This window comes from Dyadobacter sandarakinus (genome assembly GCF_016894445.1).
Taxonomy (GTDB): Bacteria; Bacteroidota; Bacteroidia; order Cytophagales; family Spirosomataceae; genus Dyadobacter; species Dyadobacter sandarakinus.
Genome location: NZ_CP056775.1, coordinates 724307 through 748683, shown reverse-complemented (window position 1 = coordinate 748683; position 24377 = coordinate 724307). Strand labels below are relative to the sequence as shown.

Annotated in this window: 22 protein-coding genes; 15 read left to right on the top strand and 7 right to left on the bottom strand. The window is 50.2% G+C overall.

Translation table 11 applies throughout. From position 1 onward, the window contains the following. Positions 1 to 61 precede the first annotated feature (61 nt). Both treZ and glgX read right to left on the bottom strand, forming a co-directional pair. Positions 62 to 1894: a malto-oligosyltrehalose trehalohydrolase gene (gene treZ, locus HWI92_RS02955; RefSeq protein ID WP_204660710.1), complete on the bottom strand. Its 1833-nt coding sequence runs from the start codon at positions 1892 to 1894 to the stop codon at positions 62 to 64. Further along, positions 1891 to 4071, bottom strand: coding sequence for a glycogen debranching protein GlgX (glgX, locus tag HWI92_RS02950; RefSeq protein ID WP_204660709.1), 2181 nt, complete (start codon positions 4069 to 4071; stop codon positions 1891 to 1893). The genes treZ and glgX overlap by 4 nt, the downstream gene beginning before the upstream one ends. Positions 4072 to 4463: 392 nt before the next feature. Between glgX and HWI92_RS02945 the strand changes: the two genes are divergently transcribed. From HWI92_RS02945 to HWI92_RS02920, 6 genes are all read left to right on the top strand, one after another. Next, a complete protein-coding gene (locus tag HWI92_RS02945) occupies positions 4464 to 6062 on the top strand; it encodes a hybrid sensor histidine kinase/response regulator (protein ID WP_204660708.1) in 1599 nt (532 codons plus the stop codon). Positions 6063 to 6071: 9 nt separating this feature from the next. Beyond that, entirely contained in the window at positions 6072 to 9674 is a 3603-nt protein-coding gene (locus tag HWI92_RS02940; RefSeq protein ID WP_204660707.1) for a response regulator, read from the top strand. Positions 9675 to 9720: 46 nt separating this feature from the next. Continuing rightward, a complete protein-coding gene (locus HWI92_RS02935) occupies positions 9721 to 10086 on the top strand; it encodes a response regulator (protein WP_204660706.1) in 366 nt (121 codons plus the stop codon). 6 nt (positions 10087 to 10092) lie between these two features. Then, complete coding sequence (locus HWI92_RS02930) at positions 10093 to 10902, top strand: CheR family methyltransferase (RefSeq protein WP_204660705.1); 810 nt, start codon at positions 10093 to 10095, stop codon at positions 10900 to 10902. Further along, positions 10884 to 11471 carry a chemotaxis protein CheB gene (locus HWI92_RS02925; protein WP_204660704.1) on the top strand — a complete coding sequence of 196 codons (588 nt, stop codon included), beginning with the start codon at positions 10884 to 10886 and terminating at the stop codon, positions 11469 to 11471. The genes HWI92_RS02930 and HWI92_RS02925 overlap by 19 nt, the downstream gene beginning before the upstream one ends. 89 nt (positions 11472 to 11560) lie before the next feature. Next, positions 11561 to 11929: a DUF983 domain-containing protein gene (locus HWI92_RS02920; protein WP_204660703.1), complete on the top strand. Its 369-nt coding sequence runs from the start codon at positions 11561 to 11563 to the stop codon at positions 11927 to 11929. 24 nt (positions 11930 to 11953) lie between these two features. Here HWI92_RS02920 and HWI92_RS02915 read toward each other — a convergent pair whose 3' ends face one another. Continuing rightward, on the bottom strand, positions 11954 to 13342 hold the full coding sequence (locus tag HWI92_RS02915) for a glycoside hydrolase family 140 protein (protein ID WP_204660702.1): 1389 nt from the start codon (positions 13340 to 13342) through the stop codon (positions 11954 to 11956). A 237-nt stretch (positions 13343 to 13579) separates the two neighbouring features. Here HWI92_RS02915 and HWI92_RS02910 point away from each other — a divergent pair, with 237 nt between their 5' ends. Continuing rightward, positions 13580 to 15601, top strand: a complete 2022-nt coding sequence (locus tag HWI92_RS02910) for a heavy metal translocating P-type ATPase (protein WP_204660701.1) — start codon at positions 13580 to 13582, stop codon at positions 15599 to 15601. A gap of 67 nt (positions 15602 to 15668) precedes the next feature. Here the strand turns inward: HWI92_RS02910 and HWI92_RS02905 are convergent, their stop codons facing one another. Continuing rightward, on the bottom strand, positions 15669 to 15947 hold the full coding sequence (locus tag HWI92_RS02905; RefSeq protein ID WP_204660700.1) for a hypothetical protein: 279 nt from the start codon (positions 15945 to 15947) through the stop codon (positions 15669 to 15671). 207 nt (positions 15948 to 16154) lie between these two features. On the opposite strand from HWI92_RS02905, the gene HWI92_RS02900 reads away from it, so the two are divergent. The 4 genes from HWI92_RS02900 to HWI92_RS02885 all read left to right on the top strand — a co-directional run bounded on the left by HWI92_RS02900 (position 16155) and on the right by HWI92_RS02885 (position 18127). Then, on the top strand, positions 16155 to 16517 hold the full coding sequence (locus HWI92_RS02900; protein ID WP_204660699.1) for a helix-turn-helix domain-containing protein: 363 nt from the start codon (positions 16155 to 16157) through the stop codon (positions 16515 to 16517). Positions 16518 to 16615: 98 nt separating this feature from the next. Further along, positions 16616 to 16849, top strand: a complete 234-nt coding sequence (locus HWI92_RS02895; protein ID WP_204660698.1) for a hypothetical protein — start codon at positions 16616 to 16618, stop codon at positions 16847 to 16849. Between the two features lie 81 nt (positions 16850 to 16930). After that, complete coding sequence (locus HWI92_RS02890; protein WP_204660697.1) at positions 16931 to 17797, top strand: tetratricopeptide repeat protein; 867 nt, start codon at positions 16931 to 16933, stop codon at positions 17795 to 17797. A gap of 63 nt (positions 17798 to 17860) precedes the next feature. After that, the gene (locus HWI92_RS02885; RefSeq protein WP_204660696.1) at positions 17861 to 18127 is read left to right on the top strand and encodes a hypothetical protein; all 267 of its coding nucleotides are present in this window, start codon (positions 17861 to 17863) and stop codon (positions 18125 to 18127) included. Between the two features lie 2 nt (positions 18128 to 18129). Here the strand turns inward: HWI92_RS02885 and HWI92_RS02880 are convergent, their stop codons facing one another. Beyond that, positions 18130 to 18408: a hypothetical protein gene (locus tag HWI92_RS02880; protein ID WP_204660695.1), complete on the bottom strand. Its 279-nt coding sequence runs from the start codon at positions 18406 to 18408 to the stop codon at positions 18130 to 18132. A 280-nt stretch (positions 18409 to 18688) separates the two neighbouring features. On the opposite strand from HWI92_RS02880, the gene HWI92_RS02875 reads away from it, so the two are divergent. Together HWI92_RS02875 and HWI92_RS02870 are read left to right on the top strand one after the other, a co-directional pair. After that, complete coding sequence (locus tag HWI92_RS02875) at positions 18689 to 19939, top strand: sensor histidine kinase (protein ID WP_204660694.1); 1251 nt, start codon at positions 18689 to 18691, stop codon at positions 19937 to 19939. Then, positions 19926 to 20339: a response regulator gene (locus tag HWI92_RS02870; protein ID WP_229248781.1), complete on the top strand. Its 414-nt coding sequence runs from the start codon at positions 19926 to 19928 to the stop codon at positions 20337 to 20339. The genes HWI92_RS02875 and HWI92_RS02870 overlap by 14 nt, the downstream gene beginning before the upstream one ends. A gap of 133 nt (positions 20340 to 20472) precedes the next feature. Here HWI92_RS02870 and HWI92_RS02865 read toward each other — a convergent pair whose 3' ends face one another. After that, positions 20473 to 21309, bottom strand: coding sequence for a sulfurtransferase (locus tag HWI92_RS02865; RefSeq protein WP_204660693.1), 837 nt, complete (start codon positions 21307 to 21309; stop codon positions 20473 to 20475). A gap of 119 nt (positions 21310 to 21428) precedes the next feature. Further along, on the bottom strand, positions 21429 to 22154 hold the full coding sequence (locus tag HWI92_RS02860) for a TlpA family protein disulfide reductase (RefSeq protein ID WP_204660692.1): 726 nt from the start codon (positions 22152 to 22154) through the stop codon (positions 21429 to 21431). 164 nt (positions 22155 to 22318) lie between these two features. On the opposite strand from HWI92_RS02860, the gene HWI92_RS02855 reads away from it, so the two are divergent. Beyond that, positions 22319 to 23575, top strand: a complete 1257-nt coding sequence (locus HWI92_RS02855) for a putative DNA modification/repair radical SAM protein (RefSeq protein WP_204660691.1) — start codon at positions 22319 to 22321, stop codon at positions 23573 to 23575. After that, a complete protein-coding gene (locus HWI92_RS02850) occupies positions 23575 to 24345 on the top strand; it encodes a TIGR03915 family putative DNA repair protein (RefSeq protein WP_204660690.1) in 771 nt (256 codons plus the stop codon). The genes HWI92_RS02855 and HWI92_RS02850 overlap by 1 nt, the downstream gene beginning before the upstream one ends. Positions 24346 to 24377: the final 32 nt, after the last annotated feature.

Here is a 24377-nt window from a genome sequence, read left to right as displayed (position 1 = left end):
TACCAGTAGGTTAAGTATAAGCCGGACAAGCAAAGTTTGTCCGGCTTTGTTTTTATTTAAACTACGCAGAATAGCTGAACAGGGTGAAAGATTCGGGTGACACGCGGATTTTGTCCGGCGTGGACTGCTCGTCCCCATTCAATGGTCCCCGCCATTTTTCATCTGCCGACCCAATCAGCTTCACCATTTCCTTAATATTATCCGGACCAGCTACTTCCTGCTGCTGATCTGAGAAATTTAGGATCGCCAACACATTTTGCCCGTTTGCAGACCGCGTAAGCCAGATCAGCTGCCGTGCTTCGTCTGCATATACGCGCACCAGGGAGCGGTCTGGCGTGTGCAGGGCAGGATTACTTTTCCTGAGCGCAATCAACTCCTTGTAGTATTCAAACATGGATTTGTGCGGCTCCTGGTTCACCAGCTCCCATTGCAGCCTCGACCCATTGAACGTATCTTCCGACATCGGATCAGGCGCTTCTCCTTCCAGGTGAAAAGCGGCAAATTCCTTTTTACGACCCGTGCGCACAGCCTCAGCGAGCTCAGGATCTGTGTGGCTCACAAAATACTGGAACGGATGAGGCTCGCTCCACTCTTCACCCATAAACAGCATGGGTAGGAACGGACTTACCATTACTGCTCCGGCAAGAAGCTTCTGCATTTCCCAGCTCAGCAACTCGCTGGTACGTTCGCCCAGCATGCGGTTTCCTACCTGATCATGGTTTTGCGAAAACACGATAAAACTGCTGCCTGGAAAACCTTCGGCTTTGATCCCGAACTTCCTTTTTCTGTGATCCGAGTACTGTCCGTCGAATACGTAGGCATCCTGATACGACTTTGCCAGCGAGGTAATAGGCTCAAAGTCGGAGTAATACCCCGTTTTAGACTGACCCGAAGCGACGCGTAATGCATGGTGAAACTCATCGATCCACTGAGCATCCATCCCATATCCGCCTTTTTCTATCGGGCTGATGAAGCGTGTGTCGTTCAGGTCCATTTCTGTAATCAGGTAATGCACGCTGCCCGTCTCGGCGGCAAGTGCATCAACCCGCTCCTTCATTTCGGCCAGTAAATGCTTCGGACTGAAATCCTTGATGGCATGTACCGCATCCAGGCGCAATGCATCAATATGGAACTCGCGGAACCACATGAGCGCATTCTGGATAAAGTACTCCCGCACCCCGTCGGACCATTCGTCATCCACATTTACTGCATTCCCCCAGGGCGTGTGGTATTTATCGGTAAAATAAGGACCGTACTCACCCAGCACATTCCCTTCGGGCCCGATGTGGTTGTACACCACGTCGAGGATCACTGCTATTCCCTTTTGGTGACAAGCATCCACCAGGTGCTGCAAACCTTCCGGACCGCCGTAGGTATCGTGTACGGCATACGGAAAAACGCCGTCATAGCCCCAGTTGCGCCCACCCGCAAACTGCGATACGGGCATGATCTCGATGGCATTGATGCCGAGCTCAACAAGGTAATCGAGTTTCTGCTCGATACCCGCGAAAGTACCTTCGGGGGTGAATGTGCCCGTATGCAGCTCGTAAATGATATAATCCTGCAATACGACGTTCTTCCATCCTGCATCGCTCCATTGAAAACGATTGAGATCCAGTGCCTGTGACGGGCCATGTACCCCTTCCGGCTGCGATACCGAGGCCGGGTCCGGAGAAAGCTTTCCATCCAGCCTGAAACGGTACAAGTCGCCGGAGCGAATTCCGTCTGTCACCACCGACCAGCATCCCGGTTCGGCAGGGCTCAGCTCCCAGCTTTTTCCATTTTCCAGACAAACCTCAACTTTCTTTTTTTCGGGTGCCCAAACATGTACCGTCACCTCGCCGGAACCGTTAAATCTGATCCCGGGTACCGCGGGCTGTATCTCTGTTGTCATATTTTCTGTTTTTCCAATGCATGTTTAAAAACTACTACCGACCGGCTGTCCACGGCCACAGATGATCCCGGCCCAAACACTTCCCCATTTTCATCCACAATATCCCTGCTTGTGTCAATCACCATCCGCCAGCTGGTACCGTACTTTTCCGGAGGCATCGTATAGTTCACGGGTTCGTAATGTGCGTTGAAAATGATGTAAAAGCTGTCATCATAAATCGGCTCTCCCTTCGGGTTCATGTGCCTGATCCCTTTTCCATTCAGGAAAATACCCAGTGATTTGGCAAAATCGTGATTCCAGCTTTCCTCAGGCATCTCAATGCCCTCCGGCAGAAACCAGGCAATATCTTCCAGCCCCACACCCTTGATCGGCGTACCGCGGAACCATTGCTTTCTCCGGAAAGAAGGATGTGCCTTACAAAATGCAATGAGCTTTTGGGTAAAATTCAGGAGGTTCTCGTCAACCTTATCCCAGTTGAGCCATGATATCTCATTGTCCTGGCAATATGCATTGTTGTTGCCCTGCTGCGTCCTGCCCCACTCATCACCGGCTACCAGCATGGGTACACCCTGCGACAAAAAGAGGGTTGTCAGGAAATTGCGTTTCTGCTTGTTCCTCAGCTCAATTACCTCCCCGTTTTCTGTATCTCCTTCCTCACCACAGTTCCAGGAGCGGTTGTGCGATTCGCCGTCACGGCTTTCTTCACCATTGGCCTCATTATGCTTTTCATTATACGATACCAGGTCGTTCAGGGTAAAGCCATCATGAGCGGTAATGAAGTTGATGCTGGCAGTTGGCAGCCGGTACTCGGTTTTATACAGGTCGGAGCTACCGGTAAAGCGCTCTGCAAACTCGGCAAGCATACTGTCGGCCCCGCGCCAATAGTCACGCATACAGTCGCGGTACCGTCCGTTCCACTCTGCCCATCCGATCGGGAACTTCCCTACCTGGTAGCCGTCATGTCCGATGTCCCAGGGTTCGGCAATGAGCTTGACCTGCGAAATAATGGGGTCCTGGTGAATGATATCGAAAAATGCGCTCAGCCTGTCCACCTCATGCAGCTCCCGTGCCAGTGTAGAAGCCAGGTCGAACCGGAAACCATCTACATGCATTTCCGTGATCCAGTACCGGAGACTGTCCATAATCAAACGCAGCGCACTCGGCAGCCGTGCATTCAGCGTATTGCCGGTACCCGTATAATCCATATAGTACCTGCCGTCGGTGAGGCGGTAATAGGAAAGATTGTCGATGCCGCGGAAGGAAAGCGTAGGACCCATCTGGTTACCTTCGCCGGTATGGTTGTACACGACATCAAGGATTACCTCTATGCCCGCTTTGTGCATTTCCTTCACCATGTTCTTAAATTCGATTACCTGCTGACCGGTTGTACCCGTACTGCTGTAACGCACGTCGGGAGCAAAAAAGCCGATGGAGTTATATCCCCAATAGTTGGTCAGCCCGCGTTCTTTCAGGTGCCTGTCGGCAATGAAGTGGTGAATCGGCATGAGCTCAATGGCATTCACGCCGAGCTTCTTCAGATAGCTGATACTTGCCGGATGCGCCAGGCCGGCGTAGGTTCCGCGGATATCTTCGGGAATGTCCGGATGCAGGCAGGTAAATCCTTTTACATGGGCTTCGTAAATGATCGTATCGTGATAGGGAATTTCGGGAGGGGTTACGCCTTCCCAATCAAATAAATGATTTACCACGACCGATTTTGGAATGTAGGGAGCACTGTCCAGCTCGCTGAAACTAAGGTCTTCCTCAGGGTCTCCGATCTTGTAGCCAAACAAGGCATCATGCCAGTTGATCGTTCCCGAAATTGCTTTTGCATAGGGATCTATCAGGAGTTTGTTGTGGTTAAAACGCAGCCCGAGCATGGGCTCATAGGGCCCGTGAACACGATAGCCATAAAGCTGGCCCGGCTTTAACCCTGGTACATATACGTGCCATACATGGTGCGTTACTTCCTTGATGGCAACACGGACATCCTCCGTCTCGCTTTCAGGTGAATCAAAAAGGCAAAGTTCAACACTTGTCGCATTTTCAGAGTACACCGCGAAGTTCACCCCTTTACCGTCCCAGGTAGCACCCAGCGGATAGGGTTCGCCCGGCAAAACGGTTGTGGTCTTTTGTTCAGATTTGTCTACAATTTTGGTATTGGCAATTTTTCTCATGTGACTCCATTTTCGTTTAGAAAGCTTTTTACCAGCGAATTACATCGCGGTCGTGCTACCGGTGTTTTTTACATTTAGTCTAAAAACACCGTTTTGCACCGCATTGAAACCAAAATTGTGCCACGTTCCCCCGGGATGCGCTTTTCAAGTTCTCACCCAGGGGGTGTTCAGGAGCTTACGGGGTATGATTTTTTTGCGACTTTAATTGTCTGCCCGACACCCTTGCGCCAGGTGCCGGAGACATGCTGACGAACCTTTTATTTCAAGAAAAAATGTGCGCTGAATGAGGCATTCCGTATTTTCGCGTCAGCTACCCCTTCCTGAGGGATTTTCATCTGCAAACTTTCTGTTAAACTGGTAAGGAAATTTGCATTGATAATTATTATAGTATTATGATCCTGATTGTCGATGACAGGCCCGAAAATATCCTCCCGCTAAAAAGAATCCTCGAACTGCATCAATTCAAAACTGATAGTGCTGAATCGGGCGAAGAAGCTTTAAAAAAGATCCTGAAAAATAGCTACTCGGTGATCATCATGGATGTTCAGATGCCGGGTATGGATGGATTTGAAGTAGCAGAGGCAATCTCGGGGTACAAGAAAGCCAAAGACATTCCCATCATCTTCCTTTCCGCTGTCAATACTGAAAAGAAGTTCATTACCAGGGGATATTCGTCAGGTGGCATCGACTACCTGACCAAGCCGGTGGACCCGGACATTCTGCTTCTTAAAGTTAAAACGTTCTACAAGCTCTTCGAGCAGCAGCAGGAACTGAAGAATTACCAGCAGTCACTGCAGAATGAAATCGAAATCCGTAAGCAGGCACAGGCTGACCTGGCAGCCCGCATCGGCGAGCTGCGGTTTATTATGGAATCCCTGCCGCAAATCGCCTTTTCCATTGGTACCGACGGCAACATCGAGTTTGTGAACGAGCACTGGTTCCGCTATACTACCGACCCCACCGTTTTCCCCGAGACCCACCCTGACACGCAGGTGTGCGAACGCTGGAAGGAACATTTCAGAGAGGGGCAGGAGTTTACCAGCGAAACCATGCTCCGGGATCTTGAAACGGGCACCTACCGTCACTTTCTCCTGAAAATAATACCGGTAGTACGGCAGGGAGAGATCATGCGCTGGGTAGGAACATTTACCGACATACACCAGCAAAAACTCGCCAGTGAGCTGCTGGAACAAAAAGTAGAGCAGCGAACCAGGGAACTCCTGTCCAAAAATGTGGAGCTGGAAACGTCCAATCACGAACTGCAGCAATTTGCCTGGGTCGTATCCCACGATCTTAAGGAACCGCTCCGGAAAATCCAGACTTTCAGTCACCTGGTGCGTGATAAATATCTTACGGGTAATGAAGAAGCAATATCTTACCTGAACCGGTCCATTGCTTCCTCCGCCCGGATGTCGCGGCTGATCAGCGATCTGCTCGATTATTCGAGGCTTTCTGTGAATGCCACCTTCCAGCCTACCGACCTTAATCTGGTGATTGAAGAGCTGATCTCCGACTTTGACGAGAGCATTCAGCGAAAAGGTGCGCACATTAAAGTGGGCCCGCTGCCAATCATTGCTACCATTCCAAGCCAGATCAGGCAGGTTTTTCAGAATCTGATCAGCAATGCGCTTAAATTTGCACGCGACAATGCGGCGCCGGTGGTAGAGATTACCGGCGAGCTGATCGGCAGCAAGGACGTGGATGCACCTGCATCTCCCGAGGGCCATTACTGCCGGATTACCATTACCGATAATGGGATCGGCTTCGATGAGAAGTTTCTGGACAGGATTTTCATTATTTTTCAAAGGCTCAATAACCTGAAAAACTATGAAGGTACGGGCATCGGACTTGCGATTGCCAAAAAGATCATCGACAAGCACGACGGGCTGATCTCGGCTCAGAGTACGATGAATCAGGGTGCAAAGTTCATCATTGTACTGCCGGTAAAACAGGAAGAACCATTTATTACAACAACATCAGAACACCAGTAACCCTAACCCATGAAGAAAGTCTCCAACACGGTCATTCAGCAACTGCGGATTGTTTTTTCATTCTCTATTCTTCTTCTGATTTTCAGCTTGCTGGCTTCGTATTACAGTACCCAGAAACTGATCAATAATTCGGAGCTCGTTAACCATACCAACCAGGTTCTGATCGAGGCCGAAGGCATCATGTCCCATATGAAAGATGCTGAAACCGGCCAGCGGGGCTACCTGCTCACACTGGATACAGACTTTCTGGACCCTTATAATGGTGCCTATGAAAAAACGACCACCAGCTATAACAACCTGCTCGAACTGACAGCCGATAACCCGATTCAGCAGAAAAACCTGCGTGAGGTAAAGGCATTGTATGAGGCCAAATTCGGCCAGATGCAAAATATCATCGATATGGCCCGGCGAAACCGCAACTTTGTGGAAGATCCGGCATCGAGGCTGAAAGAAATGACGCGCGGCAAGAAGATCATGGACGACCTCAGGCTTATTGTCGACCGCATCAAGACAGAAGAATCGTCCATTCTCGGAAGCCGCATTGAACAGCAGCAGATTTATATCCAGTATACCCCTATCCTGCTGATCATTGCAGCACTTATTTCCGTAGCCATAACCATATCCGCCTATTTCCGGATCAAGAATGATATGGACAAGCGCATTGCGGTTCAGGAAAGGGAAATGGCCAAATTCGCCGAGACGGAGCGGCGGATCGGGTATATCGAAGAAATTACCCAGGAAGTGGCGAAGGGGAACTATGCCGCCCGCAGCAACGATGAGCAGGATGACGACATCGGGCGTATATCCGTGGCGTTAAACACCATGGCCAGCTCGCTTGAGCACACATTTACCGACCTCAATAACCGCAACTGGCTGCAGGCCGGGATGCTGCAGATCGTGGAGGCGATGCGGGGCGAGCGCATGATCCGCAAGCTGTCGCATAACCTGCTGAGTACGGTCACCAACTACGTGTCGGCGCAGGTAGGTACCATGTATGTGCAGGACAAAGACTGGAATTTCAAGCTGACAGCAAATTTCGCTGCACAGCATGCACCGGAGTTTGTGCAGCTGGGACAGGGATTGGCCGGGCAGGTTCTTGAAAATAAAAAACCAATGATCATCAGACAGGTACCGGACGACTACCTGCGCATATCGTCAACGCTGGGCGAAGCCAGGCCTGCCACCCTGGTCATCCTGCCGCTGATCTACTCCTACGAATGTGTGGGAATTATAGAGCTGGGCTTTCTGAATGCTCCCGGCCCGCTGCAGATGCAATACCTGGAAAGCAACCTGGAAACCATTTCAATTGGTATCAACTCTGCCCTGGATTACCTGAAACTTCAGAATTTCCTGGAAGAGACCCAGGCGCAGTCGGAGGAGCTCCAAACCCAGCACAGCGAGCTGGAAAACCTCAATGCAGAGCTGGAAGCACAGTCGCAGAAACTGCAGGCTTCGGAAGAAGAGCTTCGTGTGCAGCAGGAAGAGTTACAGCAAACCAACGGCGAGCTCGAAGAGCGCAGCGCGCTGCTGGAAGAAAAGAACCTGGAAATCCAGAAAAAGGCCGAAGAGCTGGAACTCACCACCCGCTACAAATCCGAGTTCCTGGCCAATATGTCGCATGAGCTACGCACCCCCCTCAACTCGATCCTGCTGCTGAGCAGGCTCCTGGCAGAAAACAACGAGCAGAATCTTTCCGGGGATCAGATCGAGTATGCTACGGTCATCCAGTCGTCGGGCAACGGGTTGCTGGGATTGATTGATGAGATCCTGGACCTTTCGAAAATAGAGGCCGGAAAAATGGAACTGGAATATATTCCGGTAGACATCCGGGAGCTCGGCGAGGACATGAAGGGACTATTTGCACCGGTAGCCCGTGAAAAAGGCATTGATTTCAGCGTGAGGGTTCATGAGGGTGTACCCAAAGTCATCCAGACTGACAAAATGCGCCTCGAACAAATCATTAAAAACTTGGTATCCAATGCATTGAAGTTCACTTCGGTGGGTTCTGTCAATGTTGATATCAGGTTGCAGGACGACAATGAGAAGGGGCTGTGCTTCATTGTAAAAGACACCGGCATTGGCATTGCACCTGAAAAACAGGAGCACATTTTTGAAGCATTTCAGCAGGCCGATGGTTCAACCAAACGTAAATACGGCGGTACAGGGCTGGGATTGTCGATCAGCCGGGAGCTGGTGAAGCTGCTCGGCGGGGAAATAACACTTTCGAGCGTGGTCAACACAGGCAGTGAGTTCAAAGTGTACCTCCCGGTCAATCCGTCCGAAGTGGCGCCGCCTGCTCCGCGGCCTAATCTTTTCAAACCTTTGCATGAGGAAAACAAGCCGGTATATGCGGCAAAGCCCGATGTGCGCTATGTCAGCAGTGTGATTCCGGAGGCAATTCCGGACGACCGTGCCGACATTCTTGAATCGGATAAAACCATCCTTATTATTGAAGACGATACCTTGTTCGCCAAATCGCTGCTCGATTATACCCGCAAGCAGGGCTACAAGGGCATTGTGAGTGTCCGTGGCGACCAGGGGCTGCCGCTCGCCCGCACCTTCAAGCCGACGGGCATCCTCCTGGACATCCAGCTCCCGATTATGAGCGGGTGGGAAGTGATGGATCAGCTGAAATCCGATCCCGAAACCCGGCACATTCCGGTACACATCATGTCCTCTCACCGCATGAAAAACGAGAGCTTGTCCAAGGGAGCCGTGGACTTCATCGACAAGCCGATGGCTTTTGAGCGCATGGACGAAATTTTCAAGAAGATCGAGCATGTCATCAGTAAAAAGTCCAAGAAGGTGCTGATCGTGGAAGACAACTCCATGCACGCCAAAGCGCTCGCCTATTTCCTGGGGACCTTCAACATCAATTCAGAACTGAAACGTGATATTTCGGAAGGAATTCAGGCACTAACCCAGAATGAGGCCGACTGCGTGATCCTGGATATGGGCGTGCCGGATAAGAAAGCGTACGACATGCTCGAAGAAGCCAAGAAGAATCCGGGATTTGACAACATACCCATTATTATTTTTACAGGTAAAAGCTTGTCCATGACTGAGGAGCTGCGCATTAAACAATATGCCGACTCGATTATTGTCAAAACAGCGCACTCGTACCAGCGCATGCTGGATGAAGTTTCCTTGTTCCTGCATGTGGTAGAGGAAAACAAGAAGAATGCATTGCGCCAGAACGAGCGCCGGAAGCTGGGCGGCCTGGAAGAAATCCTCAATGAGAAAACCGTGCTCATTGCCGATGATGATGTGAGGAATATTTTCTCGCTCACCAAGTCTCTCGAAAATTACAAGATGAACGTCATCACGGCCCTGGATGGGAAGGAAGCACTGCAGAAACTTGCCGAAAACCCTGCCATTGACGTGGTACTGCTGGATATGATGATGCCTCAGCTCGACGGGTATGAGACAGCCCGGAGAATCCGGGAAAATCCGAAATGGCGGAACCTGCCTGTGATTGCAGTGACTGCCAAGGCCATGACCGGCGATCGTGAAAAGTGTATCAATGCGGGTGCATCCGATTACATTACCAAGCCGGTTGATACCGACCAGCTGCTCTCGCTCCTGCGGGTGTGGCTTTATGAGCAATTCTGATCCAGCTACTCTTCCACATAATTAAACTGAACGCTTCCATTTCCCTATGGAAAAAAAAACAATATTGATCGTTGATGACGATGCACGTAACATTTTCGCCCTGAAAGCTACCCTGCAGGCAAAATCCTTTTACTGTGTGGCATGTCCCGGTGCCGCTGAGGCATTGGAATTGCTAAAGACAGATAAGGAAATCGATGCCGTCCTGATGGACATGATGATGCCGGATATGGACGGGTACGAAGCTATCCCGATTATTAAAAGTTTGGAAAACCGCAGGAATTTGCTGGTTGTGGCCGTAACAGCCCAGGCAATGGTCGGCGATCGTGAGAAATGCCTCGAAGCTGGCGCAGATGAATACATTTCCAAACCCATAGACGTGGATAAGCTGGTAAAGCTACTGAAGGAAATTTGAAGGAAAATGATTGATGATGAAGACGTTGACCTCCTGCTGACTGATCTTCTTGACATTTACGGGTATGATTTTACCAGTTATTCAAGGGCCTCACTGAAAAGGCGGATTGTTAGATTGTGTACGCTGGACAAGTTTCCCAGCTTCGCTGAGCTGCGGTACAAGGTGCGGTCGGACCCGGGTTATTTGAAAAGGTTTGTGGAAGAAGTGACAGTGAATGTCACCGAGATGTTCCGGGACCCGCCATTTTACCGGTCACTCCGGGACGATGTGCTGCCCGTGCTGGCTACAAAGCCTTTTATCCGCATCTGGCACGCGGGATGCTCCACCGGCGAAGAGGTTTTTTCAATGGCGATTCTGCTTAAAGAGGCTAATTTATTGCGTAAATCACTACTGTACGCCACAGACCTTAATCCCGGCGTACTGGATAAGGTGCGGAAAGGTATTTTTGCGCTTAACTATATGAAACAGTACTCCGAAAGTTACATTGCCTCGGGTGGCACGCATGATTTTTCACAGTATTACACGGCCAACTACGGGCAGGCGAAGTTCGATCATGAGCTTTCCGAAAAAATTATTATTTCCACACACAACCTCGTCAGTGACAGCTCTTTTAATGAATTTGACCTGATTCTTTGCCGGAATGTACTGATCTATTTTGACAAGGATTTGCAGGATCGGGTCCTCAAACTCTTTGATGAAAGCCTCTCACCCTTGGGCTACCTTGCCCTGGGCACCAAGGAGACCCTCAAATTTTCCGCTGTGCAGCACAAATTCCAGCAGCTCAACCGTGAGAAGATATGGAAGAAAATAGTGTGAGAAAGACCGTCGACCTGTTCCTGATCGGCGGATCGGCGGGCAGCCTGCAGGTGTTGTTTTCACTGGTTCCGCAGCTGAGTGCATCACTCTCATTCGCGATGGTGATCGTGCTCCACCGCGGCAATTTTTCAGACTCATCCCTCTCCGACCTCCTGTCCAGCAAAACGCCCCTGCCCGTGCGTGAGGTCGAGGACAAAGATCCTGTGCAGCCCGGCAACATTTACCTCGCACCTGCGGACTACCACCTGCTGATTGAGCGTGAACGTACCTTTTCCCTTGATTATTCTGAAAAGATCAATTTCAGCCGGCCGAGCATTGATGTAACTTTTGAGTCGGCTGCGGAAATTTACAAATCCTCGCTTGCGGGCCTGCTGCTCTCGGGGGCCAATGATGATGGTACCAAAGGGCTGGGGAAAATCAAGAGTGCGGGCGGTATTACAATTGTTCAGGACCCCGAAACAGCCCAGATGCCCTTCATGCCGCACCACGCCATCCACCATACCCTGGTTGATCATGTGCTCAATGTGCGGGAAATGGCCGGGTTTATCAATGCGCTGCATGGGGGTTAGGCATTGTCTTTGCTGCAAAAGCCACACAATTGACATTTGGGCCTGATCTGAGGCTTATTTTGCAGATATTATATTTAATTCCGGTGATTATGACAAAGAGCAACAAGCTTTACAGCATATTTTTCAACAAATGTCCCAGGTGCGGCGTAGGTGATTTTTTTGTTACAAAAAGCGCCTATAATCTTAAAGCATTTGATAAAATGCACAAACAATGTTCACACTGCGGCCTCAATCTCGTGCCTGAACCTGGCTTTTACCAGGGTGCATTGTATGTCAGCTACTCGTTTTATGTTGCCTTTACGGTCATTTACTTTTTGCTTTATGTCAACTTTTTCCGTGACTACCTGGACTACTTTTTGGTGAGCCTCATACCCATGCTGATCATCCTCACACCCTACTTTTACAGGCTTGCAAGACGTGCCTGGCTGGCCTTGTTTATCAAGCCGGAGTCTGTATAAACGTGCAGCATGGCTGCTTTCAGGTTAAAACTTGTATCCTTTCGAGGCATCGTCGATCACCAGTACCCAATCCTTTCCATAACCCGAAGTCGGCGGCTTGAATTCGTGCCGGCCTGTATTGGCAACTTTCCCGATGGATTGTGCCTCACCTTTCCGGGGATCATACCAGGACGCATTCACTTCCGTCCCGCTGATCTTGCCCATTTGCATCGTAAACGGCTTTCCAGAGGCGGAATAAACCATCGCATAATCTTTCCCGCGCGTGGCCTGCACACGCTCCGCAGGTCCGTTTGAAGCTACCTCAATCAGGGATTGGTCGGGAACGCGGTCCAGCATTGGCCGGGATTCCATAAGCTTGCGCACAAACGACATCTGACGTGCACCCGGCAGGTCCATGGCCTGCTTCCAGGTAACAGCCGCACCATTCACCGCTTCCCGGCCGGTATCATACATCTGCCAGATATCGTGACATCCGTAGGTATGCCCGAAAGCACCTGCAAACAGATCGAGGTAGGCATATTTGCGCACATCATAGGCATTGGATAGTCCCAGGTCACCCGCATTGAAGCACACCGGATGGTCTTCATAAATCGGTTCCGCGTCCATGACCGGCTTGGCGGGCTTGCGGTTGTACACAAATGCAATCTTGTCATACGTGATTTCGTCCCGGCAGTGCCCGTTTTGCAGCATATTGAAATCGAGCCAGGCATCCTGGTGAAACCAGTGCGACGAGCCGCCCATATCCAGGGCATTGGGCTGTGGGTGAAAGCTCATGAGTGCATTGGCAGCGCCGCCCGTGCCTTTTTGAATACCTTCGGCCATCATACGCCATACTTTTACATCATCCGTGTCTTTGCGGGGCGTACGGTCACCGCCCAGCACCCACACTACATTTTGTCTTCCTGCATACCTTTTGCCCATCCACTCGCCGAAAGCAGCCGCATTGGCTGTGTTAAAAATCTCCGGTCCTTTACCCCACGATGATTTGTTAAGCTTGTCGCCCCAGGTAGGCAGCAGCGCAATCACCAGTCCATATTCGGCCGCTTTTGCAATAATATAATCTACATGCTGGAAGTAGGCTTCGTTCGGTTTGGCAGGATCATTGTTGACCAGCGGACGCTCGCCCAGTGCATTCGGGTCGTTCAGTCCGTCGAGCTCTGCCAGGGCTACTGCCTGGATAACCGTAAAACCTTGCTCTGCTCTGTGTTTCAGGTAAAAGTCTGCCTGCTCGCGGTTGAGTCGGTGAAAAAGCTCCCATGCCGTATCGCCCAGCCAGAAAAACGGTGTACCATCCTGATGTACCAGGTAGCGCTGGTTGTCGGAGACGCGCAGGCGGCCATGGGCAAATGGTACCTGGGCGTAAGAATAAAGTTGCAAAAAGCTGAAAACTGACAGGAAAAGGAGTTTTTTCACACCGTGTAAATTTGATTTTACTACCAAAGAACACTCTTTCCGTGATTTACCAGTTTACTGCTGGTTATCTGCATTTTAAAATGAAAAGTAGCTTTTGAAAAAAACTGCAACACCATTGCAATGAGCTGATTTTCAGCATTTGTTACCCTGTTGCACGGGCAATGCGCCTATATTTGCCTGCACAGTGAAGCCTGGTCGCAGGCTTTGCTTCCAATCCATTGACCCAGATTATTATTCATGAAGTTAAGTGAAAATATACCGGCTGCCAGCCACGACCATTGCTGCGGCCATGACCAGGACGATAAAAAAACTCCGACCGTCGCGGGAGCCCAAAGCCATGATCACGGTGGCCACAGTCACGACGGGCATGCTCATGATGAGCACGATCATAGTCATGGCAGTAACGAAGGAGGCTTTTTCCGCTCCCACTGGATGCTGTCGCTCAGCCTGCTGATATTTACGACTACCCTTATTTTGCAATTCGGGTTCGATATCCGCGCACCCCGCGCAATCGAAATTGTGCTGATGCTCACAGCGTACCTGCTCGCCGGGCACAAAACCGTGAGACTAGCTGTCAGAAGGGTTTTGAGGGGTGACTTTTTCAATGAATTCACGCTCATGACCATCGCTACCTGGGGCGCATTTTACATTGGCGAGTTCAGCGAGGGCGTGGCAGTAATGATTTTCTACGAGCTGGGGGAATTGTTTCAGGACCTGGCAGTAAGCCGTTCCAAGCGGTCCATCAAAGCATTACTCGACATCAGGCCTGAGTCTGTGACCGTGATCCGCAACGGAAAAAACATAGCTGTGCCGCCGGATACGGTGCAGATTGGTGAATTAATGCTGATCAAGGCCGGAGAAAAAGCCGGACTGGACGGAATACTGAAATCTCCCTCGGGAACATTCAACACCGCTGCCCTCACCGGCGAATCGCGGCCGGAAGACAAAATTGCAGGTGCACCCGTACTTGCCGGGATGATCAACCTGTCTAAAACCATTGAGGTGGAGGTCAGTACATTGTTCAAGGATTCCCGCCTTTCGCGCATTTTGGAACTGGTACAGGATGCCACCGCCCGCAAAGCACCTACTCAGCTGCTCATCAGCCGCCTTGCCAAAATATATACCCCGGTCGTCTTTGCACTTGCCATGCTCATCGTGCTGGTACCTTATCTGTTTGATCCTGCATACAGCTTCGATCAGTGGCTCTACCGGGGAATGGTATTTCTGGTCATTGCCTGTCCCTGCGCGCTCACGATCTCCATCCCGCTCGGGTACTTTGGTGGCATCGGACTGGCATCCCGGAACGGAATCCTGGTGAAAGGAGCCAATTTCCTGGACGTTATCACACGCATTGATACCGTAGTTTCGGATAAAACAGGCACATTGACCAAAGGGGTGTTTAAGGTGCGCGAAATGGAGACGAGCATGGAAAAGGATAATTTCCTGATTCGTGCGGCATCTTTGGAAAGCTACTCCACACATCCTGTGGCGAAGGCCATTGTCAATCACGCATCAAATGCCCGGCTAGTTACGCCTGAGCAGGTTGAAGAATTTGCCGGGCAGGGCCTGGCGGGCGTGGTAGCCGGCGACCGGGTACTTGCTGGTAACCTTAAACTGCTCGACCGATTTTCGGTAACCTACCCTTCCCATCTACCCGGTATTCCGGATACGATCGTGGCAGTAGCGGTGAACGGAACCTATGCGGGATACATTACCATTGCCGATGAGATCAAGGAGGACGCTGCACAAACTGTGCGTGAGCTAAGCAGCATGGGCATTGAAACCGTCATGTTGTCGGGTGATAAACAGGAGGTGGTAACCAGGGTGGCTACGGAGCTGGGAATAGCTGCCGGTCATGGAGGCCTGCTGCCCGAAGACAAAGTTGCCTTGTTGGAAAAACTTAAAACCGAGGGCCGGAAAGTCGCATTTGTGGGCGATGGTGTCAATGATGCCCCGGTGATCGCCCGGGCTGATGTGGGCATTGCTATGGGTGCATTGGGCTCGGATGCCGCTATTGAAACTGCCGACATTGTAATCCAGAATGACCAGCCATCGCGCATCGTATCCGCGATCCGGGCAGGCAGGATTACCCGGTCCATTGTTTACCAGAACATCGCGTTGGCGATGGTGGTGAAGGTGGCCGTGATGATCATGGGTGCCGGCGGGATCGCTACCCTGTGGGAAGCAGTTTTTGCGGATGTGGGAGTGGCCATGCTGGCGATACTCAATGCATTCCGCATTCAGGGAAGGAAGATCTGATCCGCAAATGTATTTTAAACAAAAAAACAGGCTCCTTTCGGCAGCCTGTTTTTTTTTGTACCCGCTTTCAGACAACCGGTACGGACTTGATTCCGGCAACTTTTTCAAGGGCGATGGTGACGCGCTCAATGCGGTCAACATTACCGCGTGTGCTGTCCGACACAGCCTGCGCGACGGATGTCAGGTAATCGCCCCCTACTTTGGTGTTGAAAAACGGGTCTTTGTCAGCTAGTACGCGACGCCAGTTTTTACCGACAATGTCCCTTGATCTGACAAAGCGGATCAGCAGCCTCTCCTTAATGGAAGGCCCGCCATGCTCTGCTACTCTGGTCTGTTCTTTTCTCATGTGAATAGACAGGTGTGTGTAAGTTAAACCCACTGATTTTCAAATACGTGAGTGTACTAAACGTGGCCTGGGGCAGCGGATTTGCGGCGCTTCTGTTTGCTCCTGACCTAATGTTTTGTAATTTGCGTATTACGAAAATCATTATGTACAAAAGTATTTATTTTTTGTATTCATGTCAAGTATTATACCACTATAAGTTCAAAATAAATGACGACGGTAGGCAAAAGAATTAAGAAATGCCGTGAAAACCTCAATATGAGCCAGGAGCAGCTGGCCGCAATCATGGATAAGGCGGGCAGGGCTACCATATCCAACTGGGAGACAGGCAAGAACGAACCGACCCTGACTGAATTCAAGAAACTGGCTGAAATTCTTAAAACAACGGTATCGCACCTGATCGGAGAAGCGCCGATGTTTGAAGAGCCGAGGGAAAACTACGTTCTCGTGAAAAAGGACGATCTGATAGAATTGCAGCGCAAGGCACTGGAACGTGAAGAGGAACGCAACCGTGACCTGCAGGAACAGCTCGAAAAGGTAAAGAAACAGGACGAACAAACCGGCGAATCGTAGCGGCTTTACAATTTTTGGATACACTTCATGCAACCTGCGGCTCGCCTTACGCATCTTTCACACGATTGTACCCCTGACTCACATCAAATCCGCATACCATGACAGGCAAGGAAATATTTGACCGCTACCAACTGGCTGCACTGAAAAACGGCCTGGGTTCGCAGGAGTTTTTATATGGAAATGTCCTGTACCAGGCATTGCACCTCGAAGGCGAAGAGCGGATATTCCACCTTCTGGAACTGGCCGAGCAGACAGGCAAACGTGTGGGATTGGGTTTTTCTGTCAGCGTACCCGACGAACTTGGCGAGCCGGATATGGCCATACTGGTCTGATTACTGCCGAAAATATGCACCTTTTACAAACCTTTCCGCTGGCGGAAAGGTTTTTTATTGGCATCTGTAAAAAGCCCTGTCATGGAGTTCCTGGTTGTAATTGCCGTTTTTGCCTACATTTTTTACCTGAAAAACTATGCAGACCTCCGCTCGAAGTCCGAGAAGGAGGAAGCCGGCCTGAAAGAAGGTATTGCGCTTTATACTTCTGGCCACACGGAAGCTGCTTTTGCATATTTTGAAGCACAAATTAACGCCAGTCCCAAGTCGTCTGTCGCCTATCTTTACCGCGGGCTGTGCTATAAAGCAATGGGAAATCGGGCGGCAGCAGCCCGGGATTACCAGGCGGGCCTGAGCTTCGATGATCAGGTTTACCAGCTGCACCTCGAATCAGGAAAGCTGCTTCTGGAACAAAACGAAATACATCAGGCCCTTACATCTTTGAACAGTGCAATCCGGTTTGCGAGTGAGCGCGATCCCGAACCTTATCGCCAGCGTGCCCGGGCTCATGCATTGCTGGATAACCAGGAAGCCGCAGCAAAAGACTTCGACCACGCAGCGGCACTTGCAGCCACCCTCAGCAAAATGCCTCCGACCGGGCCAGGAAAGACGCCCCTGCTTGACCGCCGCCTGCTCATCAACCTGATCATGGTTACAGGTACGAGTGCAATCCTGGTAGTCGTGGTGAAAAATGCCGAGAGCATCCATCTCCCCTACCTGGTAGCTGTACTTTCCGCGATTTCGATCGGTTTTGCCGAGCCGCACCGGGGCTGGCTCCTGGCCATTTTCCAGTGTATGCTGCTGCTTGCGGGTTATTTTTTGTTTACAAAATTACCTGAGTCGGGCAGCAAACAGGAGCTGGAAAACTTTTGCCTTTACGGTTCTATGATCCTCACACTCGCTGCGAGCTTCCTCGGTGCATTTTTAAAGAGAGCCCTCAACATGAACTGAAACACGGTAACAGGGTGCTGGTTTGATTTTTTGAAGGGATAAAAAAACGGTACAACGCATCCCATGGAGCAGAACAACGAACAGGTACGCCAGCTGAGAGAAAAAATCCTCGCCAAGCGACAGCAAATCGAGTTTGAAGAAAATGAACTTGAATTTGAAGAAATGGAAAGCCCAGAAAACCGGGAAAATCCGGATACGCTGGAAGAAACCAAAAACTTCAATGATGGTCCTGAAACCGTAGCCGATCCGCAGCTGCTCAGATCGCTGAGTAAGTCAAGACAAGATTTGGATGAGCTATTAAAGCAGCTTTCTGAACTGACGGAAAAATAGCCTCAGAAAATCCGGAGCTTGTCTTCCAGTGTCGCCTTCATCCGTGAGAGCTTAATGATCACGTCCTCCCACTTGGCCGCGTGGCTATTAAAAGGGTCATAGTTTACATAAAGCCGGCCCACGACATCGAAGAGGTCATTCGATTTTTTACTCACAGACGATACCAGGCCGAGTACGTTAAATACGCCGCGGATTTTATGAGCAGTCGGATACGGGTAGCTGCTCGTCGTGATGAAAATCAGCGATCCGTCTTTATAGTAGCATTTAACAGACTTTTTCATAGTACCCGGAACGGTTCATCTTCGCTGGGATCAAAATCCATACCAATTACCTCTATATAGTACCCGGCGGGTACAAAGCTTTACTTTCCTGCTGAAAGCTGTGGATTGTGGCACTTTCTCGAAAACCAGGATAGGATTAAATTCTTCACATCGTAGAAACTGGTAAGCAGTTGCGCAGAATTTATTGTAAATCTCCTGCCTGTGTTTATTTTGCATACGAATACCCCTCCACTTCAATTGCCTGGTCATTGAATGGATCCTCTATAACGTTATAAGAAGTATGAGCCCGGTTGAATTGCATTGCACCGTCCGTGGGGATAGTATCCGCATGTGCCGCACGGGAATTTATGCCAACACTACCCAAAAGGCTGGTTTTTCGGACCAGCTGACCGGATTTTTCGGTGGGATTTTTGACACAAAAGACTGGCCCGCCCGCTGGCATTGCGGCGAATGGTCGGACTTTCACGGGTGGCTTTACATTGCATCCGATCTGCTGATCTGGGCGTCGTACTTCCTGATCCCGTTTTTTCTGATGCGGGTGGCGATGCAGCGGCGCGACTTTCCCTTTCCAAAAACCATCTGGCTCTTCATTGCCTTTATTATTCTCTGCGGGACTTCGCACCTGCTGGATGCCATTATGTTCTGGGTACCCATGTACAGGCTCAGCGCACTGGTGCGGCTTGGTACCGCCATCGTTTCGCTTGGGGCGGTGTACTACCTGTCGCGTATCGTACCCAATATCTTGCTTATCCGGTCGGTAGCCGACTTACAGAAGGAAATTGATGAGCGGAACATCGTGGAAGAAAAACTTCAGGAAACGCAGCGGAGCCTGATCCGGTCCATGGACCAGCTGGAACGCCAGCACGCGCAGCTCAAAAACTTTACGCATATCCTCTCCCATAACCTGCGCAACCATTCCAGCAACATTTCCCAGCTGACGAACTTTATAGACGAAGAAAACCTGGACGCAAATAACAGCGAGATTTTTCAGAAAATCCAGGGGGTGTCGCGGCTCCTCAACAACACGCTCGACGACCTTTCGCAGGTAATCCGCATCCGTGAAAACAAGCTTGAAAACGAAGGGCTGGATATACAGGAAGTGACACGCGAGGTGCTCACCGTCATGAGCGAGGGTCTGAAAGAAAGTGAGACTGATGTGAATACCGAGTTCAGTGAGCGAAAGGTATCATTCCCGAAAATTTACCTGGAAAGCATCCTTATGAATTTGATTTCCAACGGAATAAAATACAGAAAGGATAATGAGCCTGCGCAGATTGCATTGAAAATGTATGTAAATGAAGAGGGCGTAAAAGAGCTGGAATACATGGATAATGGAAAAGGGATTAACCTGGACCTTCATGCGGACAAGATCTTTGGCCTGTACAAAACCTTTCATAAGCACAAGGAAGCAAATGGCGTGGGATTGTTCCTCATCAAAAACCAGATAGAGGCACAGGGGGGCCGGATTCAGGTCTCAAGCAAGGTTAACCAGGGTACTACTTTCAAAATTACGTTCAATGAATATGCTTGACACGCTCTGTGTGATCGATGATGACCCCGTGTTTACGTTTCTGCTGAAGAAAATGATCGAAAAAGCGCAGGTGACGCGGCAAACCCTGTACTTTGAAAATGGGCAGGAAGCGATTGACTTCCTGGAAGCAAACCGGGAACAGCCGGGGACACTTCCGCAACTGATCCTGCTGGATATCAATATGCCGATCCTGGACGGGTGGCAGTTTCTTGATGAATATGCAGTTCTGCATCGTGAACTGGCCAGGAATATCCCTATTTTCATGACCAGCTCCTCCACCGATCCCGAGGACTACAAACGTGCACTGGCCTCGGAATTTATCATTGATTATGTGCGTAAACCTATTTATGTAAAGGAAATCCAAAGCATTGTAGGTCAGGCATCTGTTTTACCCCAATAGTCCCGCCAATTTTTCCGGCAGCTCCTTTTTTGTATTTTAAAAGCACAGGACTGATGCCTGTGCTTTCTTACAAGTGAAAACAGGTCTGAGTGCAAAGACTTTGCGCAAGGATTGATGCCGTGAAAATGCCGGCTTATTCGCCTTTCGCCATCGGCAGACTGTTACGCGACCATTCGCTCCATGATCCTACATAAAGACTTGCTCCTTCCAGGCCAGCCTCTGCCAGTGCCAGTAAAGTATGGCAGGCAGTTACGCCCGAGCCACAATGCACGATCACACGGGAAACATCGATATCGCCGAAAGCAAGCTTGTACTTGGCAGCCAGCGCTGCTGCAGGCAGGAATACGCCTTCCTCGTCCAGATTGGACATGTACGGTATGTTGATGGCTCCCGGAATATGCCCTGCAACCAGATCGATCGGTTCCCCCTCTCCCTGATATCGGTAGTTCTCCCGTACATCGATCACCAGGTATTCCGGCTTTTCGGAAACATCTTTAACGACTTCCAGCGGCACGGTCGGGAGTGTCCAGTTTTCAATCGGATAGTTTTCAGCAGGTTTGACATCCGAGACGGCAGCGGTTACCGGAAGCCCGGCAGCCTTGATTGCCTGCAAGCCGCCACTTACCACATATACTTTCTCGTGACCCGCCGCTTTCAGCATCCACCAGAAGCGCGCAGCTGCATTTGCACCATTTTTATCATCATACACCACCACGGTCGACGCCGGACGAATGCCCAGGGTACCCAGGAACTTGCCAAAATCGTCGGGCTGCGGGAGCGGGTGACGGCCGCCACTGGCAGGGTCCGCTGCTTTGTCCGACAATTCTGTTTCCAGGTCGACAAACTGGGCATTTTCCAGGTGTTCCTGGTTGTAGCGTTCCAATGCATCTGCTCCGCCCCGGGCATCGATAATCACGGGATGGTCTGTGGCCAGCATGGAGGCAAGCTCGCGGCTTTTGATAATGTTCATTGCGGATTTTTGTTGTGACCTTCCGGCCGGTGGCTCGTCTGAGTGATACCGGCAAAAAAACCAATTTCCATCCTCATTTCCTCATGCTGCTGCCTGGAATCTCGCTGCACGGGTGGAATTTATTTCAGGATCAATTCACTGATTTTTGAGAACTCGGTATGCGGCGCCATGGCTTTGACGATTCCATTGCGGTCGAGCAGGATGAAGTAAGGTGTTTCGCTGATCTGATAGCGATGGTTGAAGCCGTAAGATTCCGGTACGGGCACAAACCCGCAATTTCGTTTCGGGATTGCCCGGAGGCATTCCTCCTCGGTGTTCAGCGTGGTACCTAAGGAAACGATTTCAATGCCCTTCCGCCGGTTTTCTTCCAGAAATGCTGAAATCACGCGGGTACTTGCCAGGGTATAAAGCGGCTTCTCATACCGCACCCAGAATCCCAGTAGTACGTATTTGCCGCGCAGCTTTTCCGAGTCATACTGTTTGCCATCCAGACCGGTCATGACAAATGGCGCAAGCGGTTCTCCTACTTCCGGCATCAGGTCGGGATTGTGCATGACTGCACCATTGCTTTGCACATACACCTGGCTCCTGCGAATGACCTCAAACGACGATGCCTGTCCATATTTATCAATGAGCGGCTGGGTCAGGTATTGCCCGGGATTGCGTTTGAGGAGCTGATCGTAGGCATCATAGGGCATGCGCCTCCCGGTTGCATGATCCACAATCGGGGTATTTCTGTTGATGGCGTACTGCTGGCTTACTTTTCCATTGTACCGCGACACCTTCGGCCCGTCCGACTGGGCAGCACATTGAAAGCTGAAAGCTATAATCAGGCAGCACGCCATGACCCACAGGAAGTAAAATCCCCTACCCCTTATTTTCCCCGGATTTGATTGTATTAGTACCAAAAAAATGATATTTTTAGAAACTGAACGCATTCGGATAACGTTCTTATAACTGCCATGCCTGCCACAATATTTCAAGGCTAAACGACTTTAAAGAAATTAGGATGTACGAGCGGATCAGAGAAAAGCTGGGAATTTTGGCCGATGCGGCCAAGTACGATGTATCCTGCTCTTCGAGCGGCAGTAACCGGAAAAATGAGAACAAAGGCTTGGGCGATGCTACCGGAATGGGCATTTGCCACAGCTACACGGAGGACGGCAGGTGCGTGTCGCTGCTGAAAATATTACTGACCAACCACTGCATATACGATTGTGCCTTTTGTGTCTCCCGCCGCAGCAACGACGTAAAGCGCGCAGCTTTTACCGTGGAGGAGGTCGTGGAGCTTACCATTAATTTTTACCGTAGAAATTACATCGAAGGGCTTTTTCTGAGTTCGGGCATTTTCAAAAATGCGGATTACACGATGGAAAGGCTCGTGAGGATTGTCAAAAAACTGCGGACAGAAGAAAATTTCAATGGCTACATTCACCTCAAAACCATTCCCGGTGCAAGTGAGGAGTTGCTGAAAGAAGCCGGCTTGTACGCCGACAGAATGAGCATTAACCTCGAAATGCCCACAGAAAATGGTTTAAAGCTGCTGGCCCCCGAGAAATCACATGAAGATGTAAAAAAGCCGCTCCATTTCATTCAGCAGAATATTACTCAGTTTTCCAGTGAAAAGGCGCTGATCAAAAGTACTCCCAAGTTTGTTCCGGCCGGCCAAAGTACCCAGATGGTCATAGGCGCCACGCCCGAATCAGACCAGGAGATCCTGCATACGGCAAGTGCCTTTTACAAGGATTATTCACTGAAAAGGGTTTACTACTCGGGCTATGTACCCATCAGCAATGACAAGCGGCTGCCGGGCATTGGCAGTCAGGTTTCGATGGTGCGTGAAAACCGGTTGTACCAGGCCGACTGGCTGATGCGCTTTTACGGTTTTGATGTTCAGGAAATACTGGATGACGCAAACCCGCATCTGGACATTGAGGTAGATCCAAAGCTTGGCTGGGCATTGCGCAATCTCGAACAATTTCCGGTAGATGTAAATACGGCCGATTACCGGATGATCCTTCGTGTACCCGGAATCGGGGTTTCCTCGGCAAAAAAGATCGTGCAGGCACGCAAGTTCGGCAGGCTGCACCGTGATCAGCTGGTCAAAATCGGGATCTCCTTTAACAAGGCAAAGCATTTCATCCGCTTTGCCGACAGTCCTTTTCAGCTGCGGGATTATGAATCATCGCATATCCGCAATATCATTTTATCCGAAAGTAAGAGCAAGTACCTGCGCACTGCACACAACCAGCTTTCTCTTTTTTAATGGAACTATATGTTTTTGACGGTACCTTTGAAGGTTTGCTCTCAGCTGTGTTCGAGATGTACCAAAAGAAGGCTGGCGCTGTGAAGCTGGTGAGCCGCGCACACTTTTACCCGGATGCTTTCCAGGAAGTATTTGAGGTGATCAGCGAGGACGAAAAAGCCAGGCGGGTGTGGGCCGGCTTGTCTAAAAAATGCGGTAAGGAATGGATGATGCATTTCTACAAAGCATTTTTGTCCGAGCAGGGCGCTACTTTCCAGGATTTGCTTGATTTTGCACGCTACATTTTCGATCAGCCAGAGGGGGCTGTCGAAAACTATGGGAACCCGCACGTACTTGCCGTCTCGCAAATGGCTCGGAAAGTACACCGTGAAAAACACCGGATGGAGGCATTTATCCGCTTTCAGCAAACGAGCGACGGGATTTACTATGCGCACATTGAACCTGACTTCAATGTGCTGCCCCTGCTGATCCGCCATTTCAGAGACCGGTATGCTGACCAGAAATGGATTATTTATGATTTGAAGCGGAAGTATGGCTTATTTTATGATCTTGAAAAAGTAGAGGAAATTACCTTTGAATTTTCCCAGGAAATGTCGCCGGCACTGAATGCGCTGTCGCAGCAGCTGCTGGATCCAAAGGAGGAACTTTATACTTTACTTTGGAAAGACTACTTCCGCAGTGTAAACATTCCTTCCAGGAAAAATATGAAGCTGCATATCCGCCACGTCCCCAGGCGGTACTGGAAGTACCTTTCTGAAAAACAGGCCTAGTTTCGATGCTTTTTTAGGGTAAGCAAAACGAA